The following is a 15,856-nucleotide window of genomic DNA, read 5'->3' as shown; positions in this document are numbered from 1 at the left end:
AGGTACGTGCGAGCATGAATCTCCCGAGGTGGCGGCGATGAGCGACGGGTTCGACGTGGTGTCCGACGAGGCCATCCGTGACGGGACGGCGACCGACGCCTACTTCCTGCGGACCGAGGAGACCCTTCGAGGAGCCGACCGCAACCCCCGCGTGGTGGCGGAGGTCACGCGCGACCAGTTCCCGACCGGCGAGTTCGACCTGCTGGCGGGCGTGAAAGACGCGGCCCGCCTGCTGGAAGGACTCCCCATCGACGTGGACGCGATGGCCGAGGGGCAGTTGTTCGACGGCGGTCCCGTGATGCGAATCGAGGGCGACTACCTCGACTTCGCGCGCTACGAGACCTCGCTACTTGGCTTTCTCTCCCACCAGAGCGGCGTCGCCACCGCGGCGTTGGAGGCCCGCCGGGCCGCGCCCGACTCGTCGGTCCTGAGTTTCGGCGCGCGCCACGTCCATCCCGCTATCGCGCCGATGATAGAGCGCGGCGCGCTCGTCGGTGGCCTCGACGGCTTCTCGCACGTCGCGGCGGGCGAGGTACTGGGCAGGGAGGCCAGCGGCACGATGCCACACGCGCTGGTCATCGCCTTCGGCGACCAAGAGGAGGCGTGGGAGGCGTTCGACGAGACGGTGGACCCCGACGTGCCACGCATCGCAATCTGTGACACCTACTCCGACGAGAAAGACGAGAGCATCCGCGCCGCGGAAGCACTCGGCGACGCGCTCGACGGCGTGCGCCTCGACACGACGAGTTCGCGCCGCGGCGACTTCCGACACATCGTCCGGGAGGTCCGGTGGGAACTCGACGCGCGGGGTCACGACGACGTGGAGATATTCGTCAGCGGCGGGTTGGGTCCCGCCGACCTCCGAGAACTCCGGGACCTCGCCGACGGATTCGGCGTCGGCGGCCACGTCAGCAACGCCGACCCGCTGGACTTCGCGCTCGACATCGTGGAACTGGACGGCGAGTTGGTCTCCAAGCGGGGCAAGCTCTCCGGGAAGAAGCAGGCGTTCCGGACGCCGGACGGCGGCCACCACGTCGGGTTGGCCGACCGCGCAGACCCCGAGGGCGGCGAGGCGTTGCTCGAACCGCTGATTCGAGACGGCGAACTCGTCCGGGAGTTCGACGTGGACGAGGCGGCCGACCGCGCGCTGGCCGACGCCGAGGCGGTCGGGTTCCGAGACGAAGCGTAACGACGCATCTGTTCGGCGACCCTCGCGGTTGCGGAGCGGTACGCACTGGTCACTCGCCGCGAACGAGGAGCGCGGCGACGAGAGAGCGGACCGAGGAACCCTCGAACGAGACCCGAGCGGAGCGAGAGACGAGTGAAGGGGTGACGACGTGTTTTTAATCGAGCTTTTGCGAGGGAGGCGCGTTTATGCGCCGACCGCAGGAAAAGGTCGTCTTACAGCTCTTCGACGGTTCCTTCCGGTTCACGCTCGCTGAAGACCTGTCCGTCGAACAGCGTCACCATCACGTCGTCGTCCTCCCACGCCCCCTTCGGGAGACCGGCCTTCCGGCAGGTTCGGTCCAAGTACTCGAAGACGCTCCACTCGTTTTCGATGGGAAGCGTCGGGTACATCCACGCTTGGTTGCCTCGCCCCTCTATCGCGACGCCGTGGGTCCCGAGTTCGATGTCTTCGACCGGCTCCTCGGTGAACTCGGTGTCCCGGACCACGCAGACCGAGATTTTCAGGTTCGGAAGCTCTGCCTCCTCGACCTCGGAGCCACACGAGGTGTCGCTGGCCGCGCTGATGGCCGAATCTACGATGAGATGACCGAGTTGGTCGGTGCCCTCGTAGGCACCATCACACCCCCGAAGTCGGCCGCGTCCTCGCGTCGAGCAGAGTCGAACGAACACGCCCGTCCGGGCGTAGAACGCTTCGCGCATGCTACCGGGCTGTTCGCGTTGCCCGTTGATGACGTAGGATTCGACGGATTCCCGTGCGAGTTCGACGGCCCGCGTGCCATCCTCGTAGGAGAGAGTTACTGCCTGAGCCTGTGCCATACAGAAACTCATTGGGCAGGAAGTACCTTCAAGTCTTCCCTTCAATACTAAACGCGGAAATCTCCCGCTACGTTTCATATGGGTCGCGTTATCACGGGGTAACATCGGCCTGAGAGTGGGGTAACGACCGGTTTCGAGGCGCGTCGCACCGAATTCCTTAAACCCGGCGAGGCGCTACGTTCGCTCGGCAGAGGGAGCCGAGTTCCCGCGAGGGCGCGCTCGCGCGCCCCCGTGAGGAAAGTCCCCCCACCGTTCGGGCAGGCGACCGGACGCAAGTCCGGAGTGGGAGACCACTGGCTCTGGAACAGAAACGAGACCCCTCTCCTCGACCGATGAGGTGCGCGAATCCCGACCCGAAGCGGCTCGCGCCGCGGCAAGGAACGGAGAGTTGACCCACCGAGGGCTAGCGTGGCTCTGCCACGTTGTGAGGCGGTGCATACCGCCGAGGGCGTGGCTTTGCCACGTTACGTGAGACGGGAGAGAACGGATGGAACGGCGAATCCTCGCCGGTGCAAGTCCACGCCGCGACGCTCGGCGTCTCGACGCCGGGCGTCGTCAAGGTAGCCCGAACGACGGCGCGGACGCTCAGCCGAATACTCGGACGAACAGAAGGGGGCTTACTCCCCTCAGCCGTCTTCGACTACGAGGAGCGTGCCGTCCCCGGTGTCGATTCTCGTCACCCGAACGCGAGTATCAAGACCGCGAGCGCGACGATGACCTCGGCCGTGAGTACCGTGACCGCGGCCCCGATCTTCAGAGCGGTCGTTCCCAGTCCCACTTCGATGGCGCTCATCGGTTTACGTTTGTGGACGATTCACAATAAGCAGGACAGACAGTTGGAGTTCGTTCGCGATTACGGCCGGTCCGTAACGCAATGAACGCTCGTGAACGGTTTCTCGGTATCGGAAACGTGAACTTGACGCGACGTAAATCGGAGCTTGCGCCACGGATATTAATTCGGAGCAGATTCATTAACAATCTCACTCATCTCGGCGGGGTTTTCTGACAGTGCAATTAATAACTCTCCGGTGACTACTGTCGAGCAATGACTACCGACGAGCGCGAACGGACGGTCCGCATCTCGGTCCCCGAGATGGACTGTCCGTCCTGCGCCGGGAAAGTGACCGCGAGCGTCGAGCGACTCGACGGCGTGCGCGCGACCGACCCGGCACCGACGACCGGAACGCTCCGGGTCGATTACGACGCCGACGAGACCGACGCCGCGGCCGTCCGCGAGCGCGTCGAGGCCGCGGGCTACGCGGTCGAAGACACCGGCGGTACGGACGCGGACGGCGAACTCCGCCTCTCCGTCCCCGAGATGGACTGCCCGTCCTGTGCGGGCAAGGTCGAGAACGCACTCGACGCGGTCGCTAGCGTCGAGTCCTTCGAAAACAGTCCGGCGACCGGTGAGGTCCTCGTGACCGGCGACGCCGACCGCGAGGAGGTCGTCGCCGCGATAGAGGGCGCGGGCTACGAGGTCGCGAACGCCGAGGAAGACGACGGCGGCCCGGACGTGGCCGCGCCCAGCGAGGTCTGGACGAGTCCGCGCGCGCTCAAGACGTGGGCCGGGGGCGCGCTCATGGTCGTCGGCTTGCTCCTCGAATTCTTCCTGACGAGCGCCGACGCCCTGCTGTTCACCGCGCTGGGCCGCGAGTTTCACCTCTCGTCGGTCCTCCTCCTGCTCGCGGCCGGAATCGCTGGCCAAGCAATTCTGCGGAACGGCTACTACTCCGCGAAGACGCTGAGTCTCGACATCGACCTGCTGATGGGGACCGGCGTCGTCGCGGCGGTGGCGGTCGGCCTCTACTTCGAGGCCGCGACGCTCGCAGTTCTGTACAGCGTGGCGGAACTCCTCGAACGCTTCTCGATGGACCGCGCGCGCAACTCGGTCCGGAAGTTGATGGAACTCTCGCCGGACACCGCGACAGTCCGCCGAGATGGAAGCGAAACGACCGTCCCCGTCGAGGAGGTCGCGGTCGGCGAGGTCGTCGTCGTCAGACCGGGCGAGAAGATTCCGGTGGACGGCGAGGTCGTGGAGGGCGCGAGCGCGGTGAACCAAGCGCCCATCACGGGCGAGAGCGTCCCGGTGGACAAATCGCCCGGCGAGGAGGTCTACGCCGGGACGGTCAACGAGGAGGGCTACCTCGAAGTCGAGGCGACCGCCGAGGCAGACGAGACCACCCTCTCGCAGGTCGTGGAGTTGGTCGGCGACGCCCAACGTGACCGGACCGACCGCGAGCAGTTCATCGAGCGGTTCGCCGCCTACTACACGCCCATCATCGTCGTCGGCGCACTGCTGACCGCGTTCGTGCCGCCGCTCCTGTTCGGCGGTGCCTTCCGCGAGTGGTTCGTCCGCGGCCTCACCCTGCTCGTCGTGGCCTGCCCCTGCGCGTTCGTCATCTCGACGCCGGTCTCGGTCGTCTCGGGTGTCACTAGCGCGGCCCGCAACGGCGTCCTCGTGAAGGGCGGCCCGCACCTCGAATCCATGGGCGCGGTCGAGGCCGTCGCCTTCGACAAGACCGGGACGCTGACCGCGGGCGAGTTGGCCGTGACCGACGTAGTGGCGCTCAACGGCAACGACGAGGCCGACCTCCTGCACTGCGCTCACGACCTCGAACGCCGGAGCGAACACCCACTCGCGGAGGCCATCGTGGAGTATGCCCACGACCACGGCGACCCCCACGACGAGGCGGGCCGCGACCGACCCATCGAGAACTTCGAGAGCCTGACCGGCAAGGGCGTCCGCGCGGACCTCGGCGGCGTGACCCACTACGCCGGGAAGCCCGCGCTGTTCTCGGAGTTGGGCTTCGACTTGGAACACGTCCACCTCTCGACCGACGGCGGCGCGGTCGTCGCCGAGGCCGCCGAGAGTCGGTGCGACGACCGGGAGGACTGCCTCGACCTGCTGGCCGACGTGGTGCCCCGCTTCCAACGCGAGGGCAAGACGGTCGTCCTCGTCGGCACCGAGGACGAACTGGAGGGCGTCCTCGCCATCGCCGACGAGGTGCGCCCGGCCGCCGCGGAGACGGTCGCGCGCCTGCGAGAGTTCGGCATCGAGACGGTGATGCTCACCGGCGACAACGAGGGCACCGCCCGCGCGGTCGCCGACGAGGTCGGCGTGGACGAGTTCCGGGCCGAACTCCTGCCCGAGCAGAAGGTCGAAGCCGTCGAGGAGTTGACCGACCGCTACGACTCGGTGGCGATGGTCGGCGACGGCGTGAACGACGCGCCCGCGATGGCGGCCGCGACGGTCGGCGTGGCGATGGGCGCGGCCGGGACCGACACCGCCATCGAGACCGCAGACATCGCCCTGCTGGGCGACGACCTCCGGAAGGTGCCGTACCTCTACCGACTCTCGCGGAAGGCCAACCGCGTCATCCGCCAGAACATCTGGGCCAGCCTCGCGGTCAAGGCGGTGCTGGCGGTCGGCGCGCCCCTCGGCTTCGTCTCGGTCGCCGTCGCCATCGTCGTCGGCGACATGGGGATGAGTCTGGGCGTGACGGGTAACGCGATGCGGTTGGCGAGAGTGGACCCGGACTCTGAAGACTAATCCTACTTTTCGGGAGCAAGGAGTTCGACCGAGAGGTTCGGAACCTGTTCGAAGTCCTTGTCACAGGTTACTACTGTTCCACCGGCCTGCCGTGCTGTACCTGCAAGGAGCATATCCGGGACTTGTATCGGCGTCCCGTTCGAGTAAAGTTCGTCACGGACGGAGGCCGCTTCGGCGGCATCCTCGAACGTGAACGGGACCACTTCGAGCCACGAAAGTGATTCTGCAACGGTTTCCATCGTTCGTGACGAGGAGTCGTGGTTCAGTGCCCCATAGAACAACTCCCACATGATGATACTCGACGTATGAAATTTTGTAGAGTCGTGTTTTTGGACGTACTCACCGACGTACTGCCGACCACGAAGATAATCAGCGAGAACGCTACTGTCCAAATAGATCATCTGCTCGCTCCTTGAAATCGCGGTCCATTCGCTCGCTGGCTTCCTCGACACCTGCGGCGAACTCCTCACCTTCTTCGCCCGAGAACACACCAAAACCTTTCATCACGTCCTCTTCGCCACCAGAAAGACGGTCGAGCAAGTCACTAAAACTTTCATCGTCGCGTTTCATCGACTTAAGACGGTCATAAACGTCTTCTCTAATCGTGAGTGTCTTCGTCGCCATACGTCGGTTGTTTACGTGTACACGTAAATGTATTTCGGGGAGATACAGTTTGCCAAATGTATTTACGTGGTCTATCGAAGCACGTGCAAGGTGACAGTGATACCTCACTCTATTACCCGACGGTAACGCCCCGGAGCAGGGGGGTATTTCGTGTTCGCTAGACGGATCGCTAGCTTCCCAATTTATTCCGTCAGTGCAGGATGCGACGCTCGAATCTCGTCGATTAGCGCCCGCACGTCGTCGCTAGCCTCGTCGTCGGGGGTCAGGGGTCGCTTCCCGTCGAAGGTCTCGTGGACCTCCGCCACGCTGTCCGAGAGGGTGTCGAGTCCGTAGCCGCCTTCGAGGACGAACGCGAGCGCCGCGTCGATGTCGTCGGCGAGGCTCCGGACACGGTCGGTCAGCATGCCGTACCCCTCCGTCGAGACCCGCATCCGGGAGATGGGGTCGTGGCGGTGGGCGTCGAACCCCGCGCTCACGACCAGCAGGTCCGGGTCGAACTCGCGGAAGGCGGGCGTGACCAATTCGTCGAAGGCGTCGCGGTACTCCGGGTCGCCCGCGCCCGCGGGGAGCGGGAGGTTCAACGTCGTGCCCGCGCCCTCGCCCTCGCCGGTCTCGTCTATCTCGCCCGTGCCGGGGTAGAGACCGTCCTCGTGGAGCGAGGCGTAGAACACGTCTCCGGCGTCGTAGAAGATGTCTTGGGTGCCGTTGCCGTGATGCACGTCCCAATCGAAGATGGCCACGCTGTCGGCGTCCGTGTCGTCGCTCTCGATGACGTGGCGGGCCGCGACGGCGGCGTTGTTGAAGAAGCAGAACCCCATCGCGTCGTCCTCGACGGCGTGGTGGCCCGGCGGCCGCCCGAGCGAGAATGGCGTGTCGCGGCCGTCGGTGCCGTCGAGGGCGGTCTCGGCCGACCAGCAGGCGAGTCCGGCCGACCGGAGCGCGGCGTCCCACGTCGCCTCGACCGCGACTGTGTCGGGGTCCCAGTTGCCGCCGCCCGTCTCGCAGAACTCGCGGAACTCCGAGACGTAGTCGGCGTCGTGGACCGCCTCGACGCAGTCGCTAGTCGCGGGACTCGATTCGACGTACTCGACGCCGTGCTTGCGGGCGAGTCGCTCTTTGATGGCGCGGAGTCGGTCGGGGGTCTCGGGGTGGCGCTCGCCGGTGTCGTGGGCGAGACACTCCTCGCTGTAGCCGAAGTTCATGAATTACTGGTCGGTCGCTCCTCCCACCGCGTGGGATTCGGTAGTCGGTAGCACGTGTTACAATCGTGGACAGTGGAATTTAACCGCTTCGACCGCGGCGGAGATTTCGACCGCGCTCGAATCGAGGATACGTACGGACTCTCGATTTGCGCCGGTCGGCACCGCGGACGGTTGCGGCCGGGGGTCTCGTCGGGTCCGAGTTCGCGGGGCGAGACTCAGCCGAACAGCTCGAAGTACGTCTCGATGTCCTCGGCCTTGACGGTCCGGCGGTCGGCGTGGCGCGCGAGGACCGCGGCGGCCTTGGCGACGTTGTCGGCGTAGTCTTCGAGGATGTCCGCCAGCGCGATGCGGGCGTCCATCGCGACCCGGTAGCTGTCGTCGATTTCGAGGCGGGCGATGCGGTCCACGGGCGCGACGGGGAGTTCGAGGTCCTCCTTGTCCACGACCTGCTCGACGCCGAAGTCGTCGCTCATCAGGGTCTTGCGCCCGTCGGCGGTGGCGTGTTCGGCCGCGTCGATGGCGAGGTCGGCCCCGTGGAGTTGAATTCGACGCGCTAGCTCCTCGGCGGCGTCGGCGCTGACCCGGAGGTCGCCAGCGTTCCGTCTGATTATCGTATCGACCGGTGCGAACGGCAACTCGACGCTCATATCCAATGCCGCGAATCTTGCGCCCTTAGTTCTTTCCAAAGCGTTGTTCGAGGAACCTACGGGCGTCTCTTTCGGGTCTCCTCGGCGACCGAGCGGAAAGCGACTCCTTCCGCTTCGGTCCGGTACTGTGCCGCGGTGCAGTCGCGGTGCCGTGCGGTGATTCCGTGGTGTCGGCAACCGTGGCAGTGCCGTGCTGTAGGGCAACCGTGACGGGGAAACCGCCGTGTGACCGACTCGTCAGAGACACCACGTATCGGCTTCGAATCTGCCAGCAGTCTGAAGTTACTCGCTCTGCAAAGACGAGCCATGTCCGACGACAATCCCCACGAGCGAGACGAGGAGATGGCCAAGGAGAAGCGAGCGCCGGGCGAGGAGTCCGAGGACGAGGCCGCCGAGGTCGAGCAGGCCCGCGAGGAGGAACTCGAAGACGAAACTCGCGTGGACGAGAACGAGGCCCGCGAGGAGGCCGCCAGCGACCAAGAGAACGCGGACAACCACCGCGACGACGAGCCGTTCGAGAGCTGACGCCGCCGTCCGGCCGTCGAAGTTTTTCTCGCGCGTTCAGAACACGTCTTCGGCGTCGAGCGTGCCGTCGCGCAACTCGCCGCGCGCGGTCACTTTCTCGCCCAGCGTCACGTCGGCGTTCGACGCGACGCTGACGGTCTCCTCGCCGTCGTCCAGAATGATGGGGTCGCCCGCTTGGACGACGGTGCCGGTGAACTCCACGGATTCGGCGTCCGCACTCCCGGCGTCCGCGCTCCCGCCAGTGTCGGACTCGGCCGATGCGCTCGCGCCGTCGCCGCCGAAGGCGTCGAGACCCGTGCCGTCGCTTCCCGAGTCGTCGCCGCTCCCGCCAGTACTGCCACCGCTGGCTCCGGCCGACCCCGCGCCGGGGTCGGCCTCGCCGAGGACGGTGACGGTGGACTGCCATCCGGCGGAGCCTTCGATGTCGTCCTGCCAGCCGTCCTGTATCTCCACGTCGGCGAGTTGGATTTCGTCGCCGGGTGCCACGTCAACGTCTGCTTTCTCGCCCCAGAGCGCGACCCGGAGGTCGCCCGTGCCGTCTTGGACCCGGATGTTTCGGACTTGGCCCTCCGAGCCGTCGTCGCGGTCGAACGTGCGCTTCTCTTGGGTCTCGCGGACCACACCGCCGATGTCAGCCTCGTCGCCGATTTCGAGGGCCTCGATGTCGGCGGTCTCGGGTTCGTAGGACACGTCGTCGTCAATCTCCTCGACCGCGCCGCGGTTGCCGACGTGAAGTTCCAGACTCCCGTCGCGTTCGCGGACGTAGCCGTCCACGACCTCCACGGAGACGCCGGGGTCGAGTCGCTCGGCGGCCTCGGTGCGCTCGTCCCAGAGCGTCACCCGGATGCGGCCGGTCTCGTCGCCGAGTTTCAGGTTGGCGACCTTCCCCTCCGAACCGTCGTCGCGGTCGAACGTCCGGACGGCGTCGGTGTCCAGCACCTTCCCGCGCAGGTTCACGTCCGAGACGCCCAGCGAGAGGTCTTCGACGCGGTAGGTGTCCTGAACCTGCACGTCCACGTCGGTCTCGGCGTCTGGTTCGGCGTCGTTGACGTTGACCTCGACGCCGTTGTACCCCTCCTTGGGGCGGCCAGCGATGCGAAGCACGTCGCCGGGTTCCAGTTCCTCTTCTCCGGCGTCGGCCTGCTGGTCCCAGAAGGTGATGCGAATCGACCCGGTCTCGTCGGCGACTTCGACGTTCAGGACCCGGCCGTCCTCGCGGTCCTCGTCGTCGCGCTCGAAGGTCCGCACGTCGCCCACCCCGACGACCTTGGCGACGAACTTGACCTCCTCCATGCCCGGTTCGATGTCGGCGACGGTCTCGACCTCCCCGCCCTCCTCGTCCAACTCGTGGGCGATGAGCATCGCGGCCGTCTCCTCGTCGGCGAGACCGCCCATCTGCTCGACCTTCTCCTCGACCGCCTCGCGGAACTCCTCGAGAGATACGTCGGCGTCGAGGTCGGCGTGAACGTCCTCTATCGCGCCCATAATCGTATCGTATCGCAAGAGTGGCCCGCGCTTAAGGATTGTCTTTGCAGAGAGCGCCGACCAGTCGCGCTCTCGTCGGGCGGTCGTCGCGCCCCCGTCGGTCCGGCGTTCGGTCGCGGCGGTCGGTGAGTCACGGGCCGAGTTGGTCCCGTCTCCGGATATAAACCTTCGCTCGCTCGACCGCTCGGGTCGGTCTCTCAGGACGAGTCGGCAGTGGCGACGGTCTTCGACTCGCCCATCGCCGAGTGGGTCACGGTCACGCGCTCGGGTCCGTCGCCGGACACCGAGACGGTCGCCTCGTAGTCTATCTTGACGATGCACTGAGTGCAGACCTGCGACCCCTCTTTTGCCGCCGAGGAGACCGTCACGTCGAGAGTCCGGGTCTCGGAGTCGTAGCTCGCCTCGACCAGTTTGGCGAGATAACAGCCGTTCGACCCCGGAATCGTCCCGGAGACGACGACCGACGACCCGCCGTCGGCGAACGCGACGCTGGCCTCGCTGGTCGGCTCGCCACACTCCACCCCGAGGAGTTCGAGTTCTGTCGCGGCTATCGCGCCCGGTCGGCCCTCGTCGGTGGTCGGGCCGCTCTCGGTGGTTCGGGTCGTCGCGCCGGTGGTCCCGCCGTCGGTCGTCTCCTCGGTGGTGGTCGTCCGGTCCGTGACGGTCGTCGGGCGTTCGGTCGTCTCGCGGGTCGTCGCTCCGCCGCCCGCTCCGGTGTCGTCTCCGGATTGGGCGAGACAGCCGCCGAACGAGCCGACCGCGAGGAGCCCGCCGAACCGCCCGAGTAGCTCCCGTCTGTCCATACGGAGTGTCCGACGGCCCCTTTCATAGTTCCCACGGATGGAAAAATTGGTTTGTGGCGTGTGCCGCCGTATCACGCCGCCATCAGACCGTGACCCTTATAAGTAGAACCGGCATACGTAGAGATGAGTCCTGATAGGGTAGTGGACTATCCTCTTGGCTTGCGGAGCCAGGGACCGGAGTTCAAATCTCCGTCAGGACGTTCACTTCGTTCACGACCTGACGTGCCCTCACTCGCTTCGCTCGTGAGGACTCCGTCAGGGCGTTTCTGCCGCGACGCAACGACGACGAGCGTAGCGAGTCGTCCGCGTCGCGGAAACTCCATTTACGGAGATTTGAGCAGACGAGTCGCACGCCCGGAACGGCCGAAGGCCGCACGCCCGGACCGTCTCGGCGAGTTCAAATCTCCGTCAGGACGTTCACTTCGTTCACGACCTGACGTGCCCTCACTCGCTTCGCTCGTGAGGACTCCGTCAGGACGTTTCTGCCGCGACGCAACGACGACGAGCGTAGCGAGTCGTCCGTATCTCAGTTATCGAACCAACCGAGGAGCGAACGCTCCGTTCTCATCGCGGGTCGAGTCGCGCGACTGCGAGCGACCCGGCTACGTTGCCTCCGGCGAAGAGCGCCCCGTCGGCTATCGCGGGGGCGATATCCATCCGCCGGTCGTCGCCCGCGTCGAGCCGCCAGACGAGTTCGCCGGTTCCGGCGTCGAACCCGCCGATGCTCGTCTCGCGCAGGTCGATGTCGCCGCCCCCGCGGTCCGTCGGGGCGTACACGCGTCCGTCACCAACCGCCGGACCACCGGAGTACCGGCTGACGTAGCGCCCCGAGCGCCAGCACTGCTCGCCGGACTCGCGTCCGACAGCGTGCAGTCGCTCGTCGGCACCGACGTAGACGTTCCCGTGACCGACCGCGAGGTCCTCGACCCCTTCGACGGATCGCGTGACGGCGCGGGACCAGCGCCGTTTGCCCGTCTCGGCGTCGAGCGCGTAGACTCGTCCCTCTCGGGACCCCGCGTAGACCGTTCCACCGGCGAACGCCGGGGAGCAGGCCACCTCTCCGCGGGTCTTGAACCGCCACCGTGGGTCGCCGGTCGCGGCGTCGAGCGCGTAGACGTAGGCGTCGTCGTTCCCCACGAAGACCGTGCCGTCGGCCACCGCTGGCGATGCCTTCGTCCGCAGGCCGGTCACGTATCGCCACCGCTCGGTTCCGTCGGCGGCGTCGAGCGCGACGATTCCGAGGTCAGACGGCACGTAGACGCTGTCGTCGGCGACGACCGGCGTCGCCTCGTAGGCGGGCGAGACCGCCGCGACCCACCGCTCGGTCCCGTCGTCGGCGTCGAGCGCGACCACGCCCTCGTCGCTCGTGACGACCGCGAGACCGTCGCCGACCGTGACGCCGCTCTCGATCTCCGCGACAGCGGTTCGCCACTGTCGGTCGCCCGTCTCAGCGTCGATTGCGAAGGCGCTCCCATCCAAGTCAGTGACGAACGCCGTCCCGTCTACCACGGTCGGCGTCGGCGTCCCCATCACGCCCGGTATCGAAAACGTCCACGAAACCGACAGCGGCGGTGCTGGCGTTCGGTTCGCCGGTGCCGAGGCGGTGTTCCGCGGGCCACCCCTCGGCGCGCCCCACTCGGCGTCGCCCGGTACCTCCTCGGCGAGTTCACAGCCCGAACCGACCGGCCCGCCGAGCGGACTCCAGCCCGCACAGCCAGCCGAGAGCGTCGCGCCGCAGGCCGCGAGGAGCGCCCGACGCTTCACGCGCCATCACCTCCGCCAGCGAACTTGTGAATCACACCGTACGTCGTCGCGACGTAGGCCGCGCCGTCCGCGAGCGCGGGGCCGCCAGCGGCCACGTCGTCGCGGTCCGTCGGATAGAAGTACTCGCTGTCGGGCCGGTTGCCGAACTCGCCCCACCGCTCCGTGCCCGTCTCGGCGTCGAGCGCGCCGACCGCGACGTAGACCGCCCCGTCGGCGACCGCGGGCGAGTCGGTGAGCGCAGTCTGGTCGTCGTGAGTAATCGACCCGGACGTGGCCAGATTGACGTGTCGCCACCGCTCGTCGCCGGTCTCGGCGTCGAGCGCGTAGACGTTCTTCGAGGAGACGTACACCGTTCCGTCGGCGACCGCCGGGGCGCTACTCTCGTCGTAGCCGGTGGCGAACGACCAGCGACGCTCGCCCGACTCCGCCGCGACGGCGTGGAGCGCGTCGCCGCCAGCGACGTAGACAGTCCCGTCGCGGACTGCGGGCGCGCGGGGCAGTTCGTCGGTTTCGAACCGGTACTGCCAGCGTCGCTCGCCCGACTCGGCGTCGATGGCGAGGAGTCGCCCCTGCCGGATACTGTGGCCCTCCTCGCCGTCGGCCGTCGCGGTCGGAGCGTAGACCGTGCCGTCGGCGACCGCCGGTTTCGCGGCCGAGTGGTACGCCCGGCCGAAGCCGAGGTGGTCGCGGGGTCGCTTTTGTGAGACCGTCCAGCAAGCGTCGCCGCTCGGGAGCGCGACGGCCTTCACGGACCCCTGCGCCGTCGTCAGGTAAGCCGCGTCGCCGACCACTGTCGGAGTGTTGGGCGGCGCGTCGAAGCCGACCGACCATTTTCGGGTGCCCTCGAAGTCGAATCCTCGGAGCGTGCCGTCTCTCGCGCCGACGAGGAGGGTCCCGTCCGCGACCGTCGGCGGCCCGGTCGCGCCCTCGGGGAGGCGGCTCGACCAGCGCGTCTCTCCGGTCGCGGCGTCGATTGCGAGCAGGGAGCCGTCGCTCCCTTCCTCGGCGAATCGGCCGGGGAGACCGGTGGCGACGTAGACGGTGCCGTCGGCGACGACCGGCGCGCTGGTCGCGCCGTCGTCGCGCGCGTCGTCGGGCAGGTCGCAGGTCCACGCGGTCGCGGGGTCGTCGGACGGGCCACGTGCCGTCGGTCCGCGCGCCGTCGGTCCGTCCGCGGGGGCATCGACTCCGGAGGCGTCGGCCGCGGCGACGTTCGTCGGGCCGAAGCGCGGCCGGGGCCACGCCGTCCGGGGCGGGTCGAACTCGGTCGTCGGGGAGGGCGAACAGGCGTTCGTCGCGCATCCGGCGGTGCCGAACAGGGCGACGCCGCCGAGGGTCGCGAGGAGGTGGCGGCGGTGCATCGGGCCGACAGATTCGCGCCGGGAAGTTGACGCTTTCGAGTCCGAACGCACTTGCTCGCCGACGCCCAACGGGGCGCATGAACGACGACTACCGGGGCAACACGAGCGACGACCGGAGTGAGATGGCCGACCACCTCCGGGCCGGGGTCGCCATCTACAACGACGGCGAGTTCCACGCGGCCCACGACGCGTGGGAGGACCGCTGGCTCGACTTGGCGGCGGGGAGCGACGACGAGCGACTCCTCCACGGACTCATCCAGTTCACCGCGGCGGTCCACCACGCCTACGGCGCGAACTGGGCGGGCGTCCGGGGTCTCGCCGAGAGCGGCGCGGGCTACCTCGCGGACCTCCCGGCCGACTACCGAGGCGTGAACGTCGGCGACGTGCGGAACTATCTCCGGGCGGTCGCCAGCGACCCCGAACACGTAGAGCGCGTCGCGCCCCCCGACCTGACTCACGAGGAGGTCCCGCTCCGACCCGAGGACCTGCGCTTCGAGGCCAGCGCGGTCGTCGCCGAGGTGGTGGCCGAGGAGTACGGCTACGACGAGAGCGTGGTCGAGAAGGCAATCGAGTACGCTCTGGCGGACTTGGACGGCGGGAAGGCGACCAGCCAGTTCGTGACGTTCGTGATGGACTTCGCGCGCGACGCGGCGAACCGCGGGATAATCTTCCAGCGATTGGAGGGTGCGGTGGGGAAACGAAGACACGAAGAAGAGGACGTAGAGGGACTGTTCGATTAGAACGCGACCGTCGAGCCGGATTCAGCACTCGGCGTTGGCGAACTCGGCGGAGTTGTCTTTGGGTTCGTAGCCCAGCACCTCGCGGGCGTTCTCGATGGAGTAGTACTTCCGGTCGTTGTCCGAGATGCCGTAGACGATTTCGTAGTCGTAATCGGCCTGAATGCACCGGTCGAACAGGTGCGCGCAGTCGCTGTGCGAGAGCCACATCGCCTGCCCGCGCTCGTAGTCTCTCGGCGGGTGGTTCTTCGTCAGGTTGCCGATGCGGACGCAGACCACGCTCAGACCGTGTTCGTCGTGGTAGTACCGACCCAAGACCTCGCCGGTCGCCTTGCTGACGCCGTAGAGGTTCGAGGGGCGAGGCAGTTCCGTGCCGTCGAGTTGGTAGTCGTCGCTCGGTCGGTACATGTCGGGCGTGCGCTCGTCGGTCTCGTAGGCCCCGACGGCGTGGTTCGACGAGGCGAACACGACCTTCTCGACGCCCTCCGCGACGGCGGCCTCCAAGACGTTCCGGGTGCCGTCGATGTTGTTGTTCAGCACGCTGTTCCACGGCGCTTCGGGACGGGGGTCGCCCGCGAGGTGAACGATGGCCCCGACGCCCTCGGCGGCCTCGCGGACGGCCTCCTCGTCGGTGATGTCGGCGACGACGAACTCGTGGTTCGTGTCGTGGGTCGGTGGGTCCCGGTCGAGGAGTCGCCACTCGTACTCAGCCGAGAGGTCCGAGAGGATGGCCTGCCCGACGCGGCCCTCCGCGCCCGTTAGCAGGACTGGGTCGTCCATTCAGGTGGAGAGAGGGAATCGGATGATAAGTAAGGTACGATTCGGTGCGGAGTCAGTTGTCGGCGGCGAGTCGTGGCAGGAGCCGCTCGCGGCCGAGTTGCACCGCGAACGCCAGCGCCACGAGGCCCATGACCGCGAACCACCCGGCGAGGAGCGTCTCCCCGCCGACGAATCGCTGGAGGCTGTTGTACTCCGCGGCGAGTCCGAACAACGACAGCGCGACCGTCCCCAGTGCGTACGCGACGACCGCGAACGCCTCGGTCCCGAGTTCGGTCAGTAGTTCGTACATTACGACGACCGAGAACCTAGACGCATAAACGTGTTTTGTGATACGTGAAGAACGACAACGTTTTTCCGGCCTCTCGGCGGACCCG

Annotated in this window: 15 protein-coding genes, 1 tRNA gene and 1 other RNA gene; 6 read left to right on the top strand and 11 right to left on the bottom strand. The window is 67.2% G+C overall.

Features of this window, described 5'->3' with window-relative positions; translation table 11 throughout:
- Positions 1 to 37: 37 nt before the first annotated feature.
- Positions 38 to 1,189, top strand: a complete 1,152-nt coding sequence (locus EPL00_RS00425) for a nicotinate phosphoribosyltransferase (protein ID WP_135852357.1) — start codon at positions 38 to 40, stop codon at positions 1,187 to 1,189.
- A gap of 212 nt (positions 1,190 to 1,401) precedes the next feature.
- Here the strand turns inward: EPL00_RS00425 and EPL00_RS00420 are convergent, their stop codons facing one another.
- Positions 1,402 to 2,004 (bottom strand): TIGR00296 family protein, encoded by a 603-nt coding sequence (locus tag EPL00_RS00420; RefSeq protein ID WP_135852358.1) that lies wholly within the window; start codon positions 2,002 to 2,004, stop codon positions 1,402 to 1,404.
- 186 nt (positions 2,005 to 2,190) lie between these two features.
- Here EPL00_RS00420 and rnpB point away from each other — a divergent pair.
- Together rnpB and EPL00_RS00410 are read left to right on the top strand one after the other, a co-directional pair.
- An RNA gene (gene rnpB / locus EPL00_RS00415) (RNase P RNA component) lies at positions 2,191 to 2,636 on the top strand.
- Positions 2,637 to 3,049: 413 nt separating this feature from the next.
- Positions 3,050 to 5,554, top strand: coding sequence for a heavy metal translocating P-type ATPase (locus EPL00_RS00410; RefSeq protein ID WP_135852359.1), 2,505 nt, complete (start codon positions 3,050 to 3,052; stop codon positions 5,552 to 5,554).
- A gap of 2 nt (positions 5,555 to 5,556) precedes the next feature.
- Here EPL00_RS00410 and EPL00_RS00405 read toward each other — a convergent pair whose 3' ends face one another.
- The 4 genes from EPL00_RS00405 to EPL00_RS00390 all read right to left on the bottom strand — a co-directional run bounded on the left by EPL00_RS00405 (position 5,557) and on the right by EPL00_RS00390 (position 8,027).
- A complete protein-coding gene (locus EPL00_RS00405; RefSeq protein WP_135852360.1) occupies positions 5,557 to 5,955 on the bottom strand; it encodes a PIN domain-containing protein in 399 nt (132 codons plus the stop codon).
- Positions 5,936 to 6,178: an antitoxin VapB family protein gene (locus EPL00_RS00400; RefSeq protein ID WP_135852361.1), complete on the bottom strand. Its 243-nt coding sequence runs from the start codon at positions 6,176 to 6,178 to the stop codon at positions 5,936 to 5,938. The genes EPL00_RS00405 and EPL00_RS00400 overlap by 20 nt, the downstream gene beginning before the upstream one ends.
- 182 nt (positions 6,179 to 6,360) lie before the next feature.
- Positions 6,361 to 7,380, bottom strand: coding sequence for a histone deacetylase family protein (locus tag EPL00_RS00395; RefSeq protein WP_135852362.1), 1,020 nt, complete (start codon positions 7,378 to 7,380; stop codon positions 6,361 to 6,363).
- A 215-nt stretch (positions 7,381 to 7,595) separates the two neighbouring features.
- Positions 7,596 to 8,027 carry a histone family protein gene (locus tag EPL00_RS00390; RefSeq protein ID WP_135852363.1) on the bottom strand — a complete coding sequence of 144 codons (432 nt, stop codon included), beginning with the start codon at positions 8,025 to 8,027 and terminating at the stop codon, positions 7,596 to 7,598.
- Between the two features lie 306 nt (positions 8,028 to 8,333).
- On the opposite strand from EPL00_RS00390, the gene EPL00_RS00385 reads away from it, so the two are divergent.
- Complete coding sequence (locus EPL00_RS00385) at positions 8,334 to 8,552, top strand: hypothetical protein (protein ID WP_135852364.1); 219 nt, start codon at positions 8,334 to 8,336, stop codon at positions 8,550 to 8,552.
- A gap of 36 nt (positions 8,553 to 8,588) precedes the next feature.
- Here EPL00_RS00385 and EPL00_RS00380 read toward each other — a convergent pair whose 3' ends face one another.
- A complete protein-coding gene (locus tag EPL00_RS00380; protein ID WP_135852365.1) occupies positions 8,589 to 10,037 on the bottom strand; it encodes a single-stranded DNA binding protein in 1,449 nt (482 codons plus the stop codon).
- Between the two features lie 197 nt (positions 10,038 to 10,234).
- Positions 10,235 to 10,840, bottom strand: a complete 606-nt coding sequence (locus EPL00_RS00375; RefSeq protein ID WP_135852366.1) for a hypothetical protein — start codon at positions 10,838 to 10,840, stop codon at positions 10,235 to 10,237.
- A gap of 127 nt (positions 10,841 to 10,967) precedes the next feature.
- Between EPL00_RS00375 and EPL00_RS00370 the strand changes: the two genes are divergently transcribed.
- Positions 10,968 to 11,040: transfer RNA gene (locus EPL00_RS00370), tRNA-Arg, on the top strand.
- A 364-nt stretch (positions 11,041 to 11,404) separates the two neighbouring features.
- On the opposite strand, the gene EPL00_RS00365 is transcribed toward EPL00_RS00370, so the two are convergent.
- Positions 11,405 to 12,604 (bottom strand): outer membrane protein assembly factor BamB family protein, encoded by a 1,200-nt coding sequence (locus EPL00_RS00365; RefSeq protein WP_135852367.1) that lies wholly within the window; start codon positions 12,602 to 12,604, stop codon positions 11,405 to 11,407.
- Entirely contained in the window at positions 12,601 to 13,965 is a 1,365-nt protein-coding gene (locus tag EPL00_RS00360; protein WP_135852368.1) for an outer membrane protein assembly factor BamB family protein, read from the bottom strand. The genes EPL00_RS00365 and EPL00_RS00360 overlap by 4 nt, the downstream gene beginning before the upstream one ends.
- Positions 13,966 to 14,087: 122 nt before the next feature.
- On the opposite strand from EPL00_RS00360, the gene EPL00_RS00355 reads away from it, so the two are divergent.
- Positions 14,088 to 14,705: a DUF309 domain-containing protein gene (locus tag EPL00_RS00355; RefSeq protein WP_135852507.1), complete on the top strand. Its 618-nt coding sequence runs from the start codon at positions 14,088 to 14,090 to the stop codon at positions 14,703 to 14,705.
- 21 nt (positions 14,706 to 14,726) lie between these two features.
- On the opposite strand, the gene azf is transcribed toward EPL00_RS00355, so the two are convergent.
- Together azf and EPL00_RS00345 are read right to left on the bottom strand one after the other, a co-directional pair.
- On the bottom strand, positions 14,727 to 15,482 hold the full coding sequence (gene azf / locus EPL00_RS00350; protein ID WP_135852369.1) for an NAD-dependent glucose-6-phosphate dehydrogenase Azf: 756 nt from the start codon (positions 15,480 to 15,482) through the stop codon (positions 14,727 to 14,729).
- A 52-nt stretch (positions 15,483 to 15,534) separates the two neighbouring features.
- The gene (locus tag EPL00_RS00345; RefSeq protein WP_135852370.1) at positions 15,535 to 15,771 is read right to left on the bottom strand and encodes a hypothetical protein; all 237 of its coding nucleotides are present in this window, start codon (positions 15,769 to 15,771) and stop codon (positions 15,535 to 15,537) included.
- Positions 15,772 to 15,856 lie beyond the last annotated feature (85 nt).

The organism is Halorussus salinus, from assembly GCF_004765815.2.
Classification (GTDB): domain Archaea; phylum Halobacteriota; class Halobacteria; order Halobacteriales; family Haladaptataceae; genus Halorussus; species Halorussus salinus.
The sequence above is the reverse complement of the archived record's forward strand: the minus strand, read 5'-3'. Positions and strand labels throughout refer to the sequence as shown.

What these genes read in the sequence shown, in the direction of transcription:
- EPL00_RS00395 (WP_135852362.1), bottom strand. Translation starts at nt 7,380, where the DNA reads ATGAACTTCGGCTACAGCGAGGAGTGTCTCGCCCACGACACCGGCGAG.
- EPL00_RS00375 (WP_135852366.1), bottom strand. Translation starts at nt 10,840, where the DNA reads ATGGACAGACGGGAGCTACTCGGGCGGTTCGGCGGGCTCCTCGCGGTC.
- EPL00_RS00385 (WP_135852364.1), top strand. Translation starts at nt 8,334, where the DNA reads ATGTCCGACGACAATCCCCACGAGCGAGACGAGGAGATGGCCAAGGAG.
- EPL00_RS00405 (WP_135852360.1), bottom strand. Translation starts at nt 5,955, where the DNA reads ATGATCTATTTGGACAGTAGCGTTCTCGCTGATTATCTTCGTGGTCGG.
- EPL00_RS00410 (WP_135852359.1), top strand. Translation starts at nt 3,050, where the DNA reads ATGACTACCGACGAGCGCGAACGGACGGTCCGCATCTCGGTCCCCGAG.
- EPL00_RS00355 (WP_135852507.1), top strand. Translation starts at nt 14,088, where the DNA reads ATGGCCGACCACCTCCGGGCCGGGGTCGCCATCTACAACGACGGCGAG.
- EPL00_RS00360 (WP_135852368.1), bottom strand. Translation starts at nt 13,965, where the DNA reads ATGCACCGCCGCCACCTCCTCGCGACCCTCGGCGGCGTCGCCCTGTTC.
- EPL00_RS00380 (WP_135852365.1), bottom strand. Translation starts at nt 10,037, where the DNA reads ATGGGCGCGATAGAGGACGTTCACGCCGACCTCGACGCCGACGTATCT.
- EPL00_RS00420 (WP_135852358.1), bottom strand. Translation starts at nt 2,004, where the DNA reads ATGGCACAGGCTCAGGCAGTAACTCTCTCCTACGAGGATGGCACGCGG.
- EPL00_RS00390 (WP_135852363.1), bottom strand. Translation starts at nt 8,027, where the DNA reads ATGAGCGTCGAGTTGCCGTTCGCACCGGTCGATACGATAATCAGACGG.
- EPL00_RS00400 (WP_135852361.1), bottom strand. Translation starts at nt 6,178, where the DNA reads ATGGCGACGAAGACACTCACGATTAGAGAAGACGTTTATGACCGTCTT.
- EPL00_RS00425 (WP_135852357.1), top strand. Translation starts at nt 38, where the DNA reads ATGAGCGACGGGTTCGACGTGGTGTCCGACGAGGCCATCCGTGACGGG.
- azf (WP_135852369.1), bottom strand. Translation starts at nt 15,482, where the DNA reads ATGGACGACCCAGTCCTGCTAACGGGCGCGGAGGGCCGCGTCGGGCAG.
- EPL00_RS00345 (WP_135852370.1), bottom strand. Translation starts at nt 15,771, where the DNA reads ATGTACGAACTACTGACCGAACTCGGGACCGAGGCGTTCGCGGTCGTC.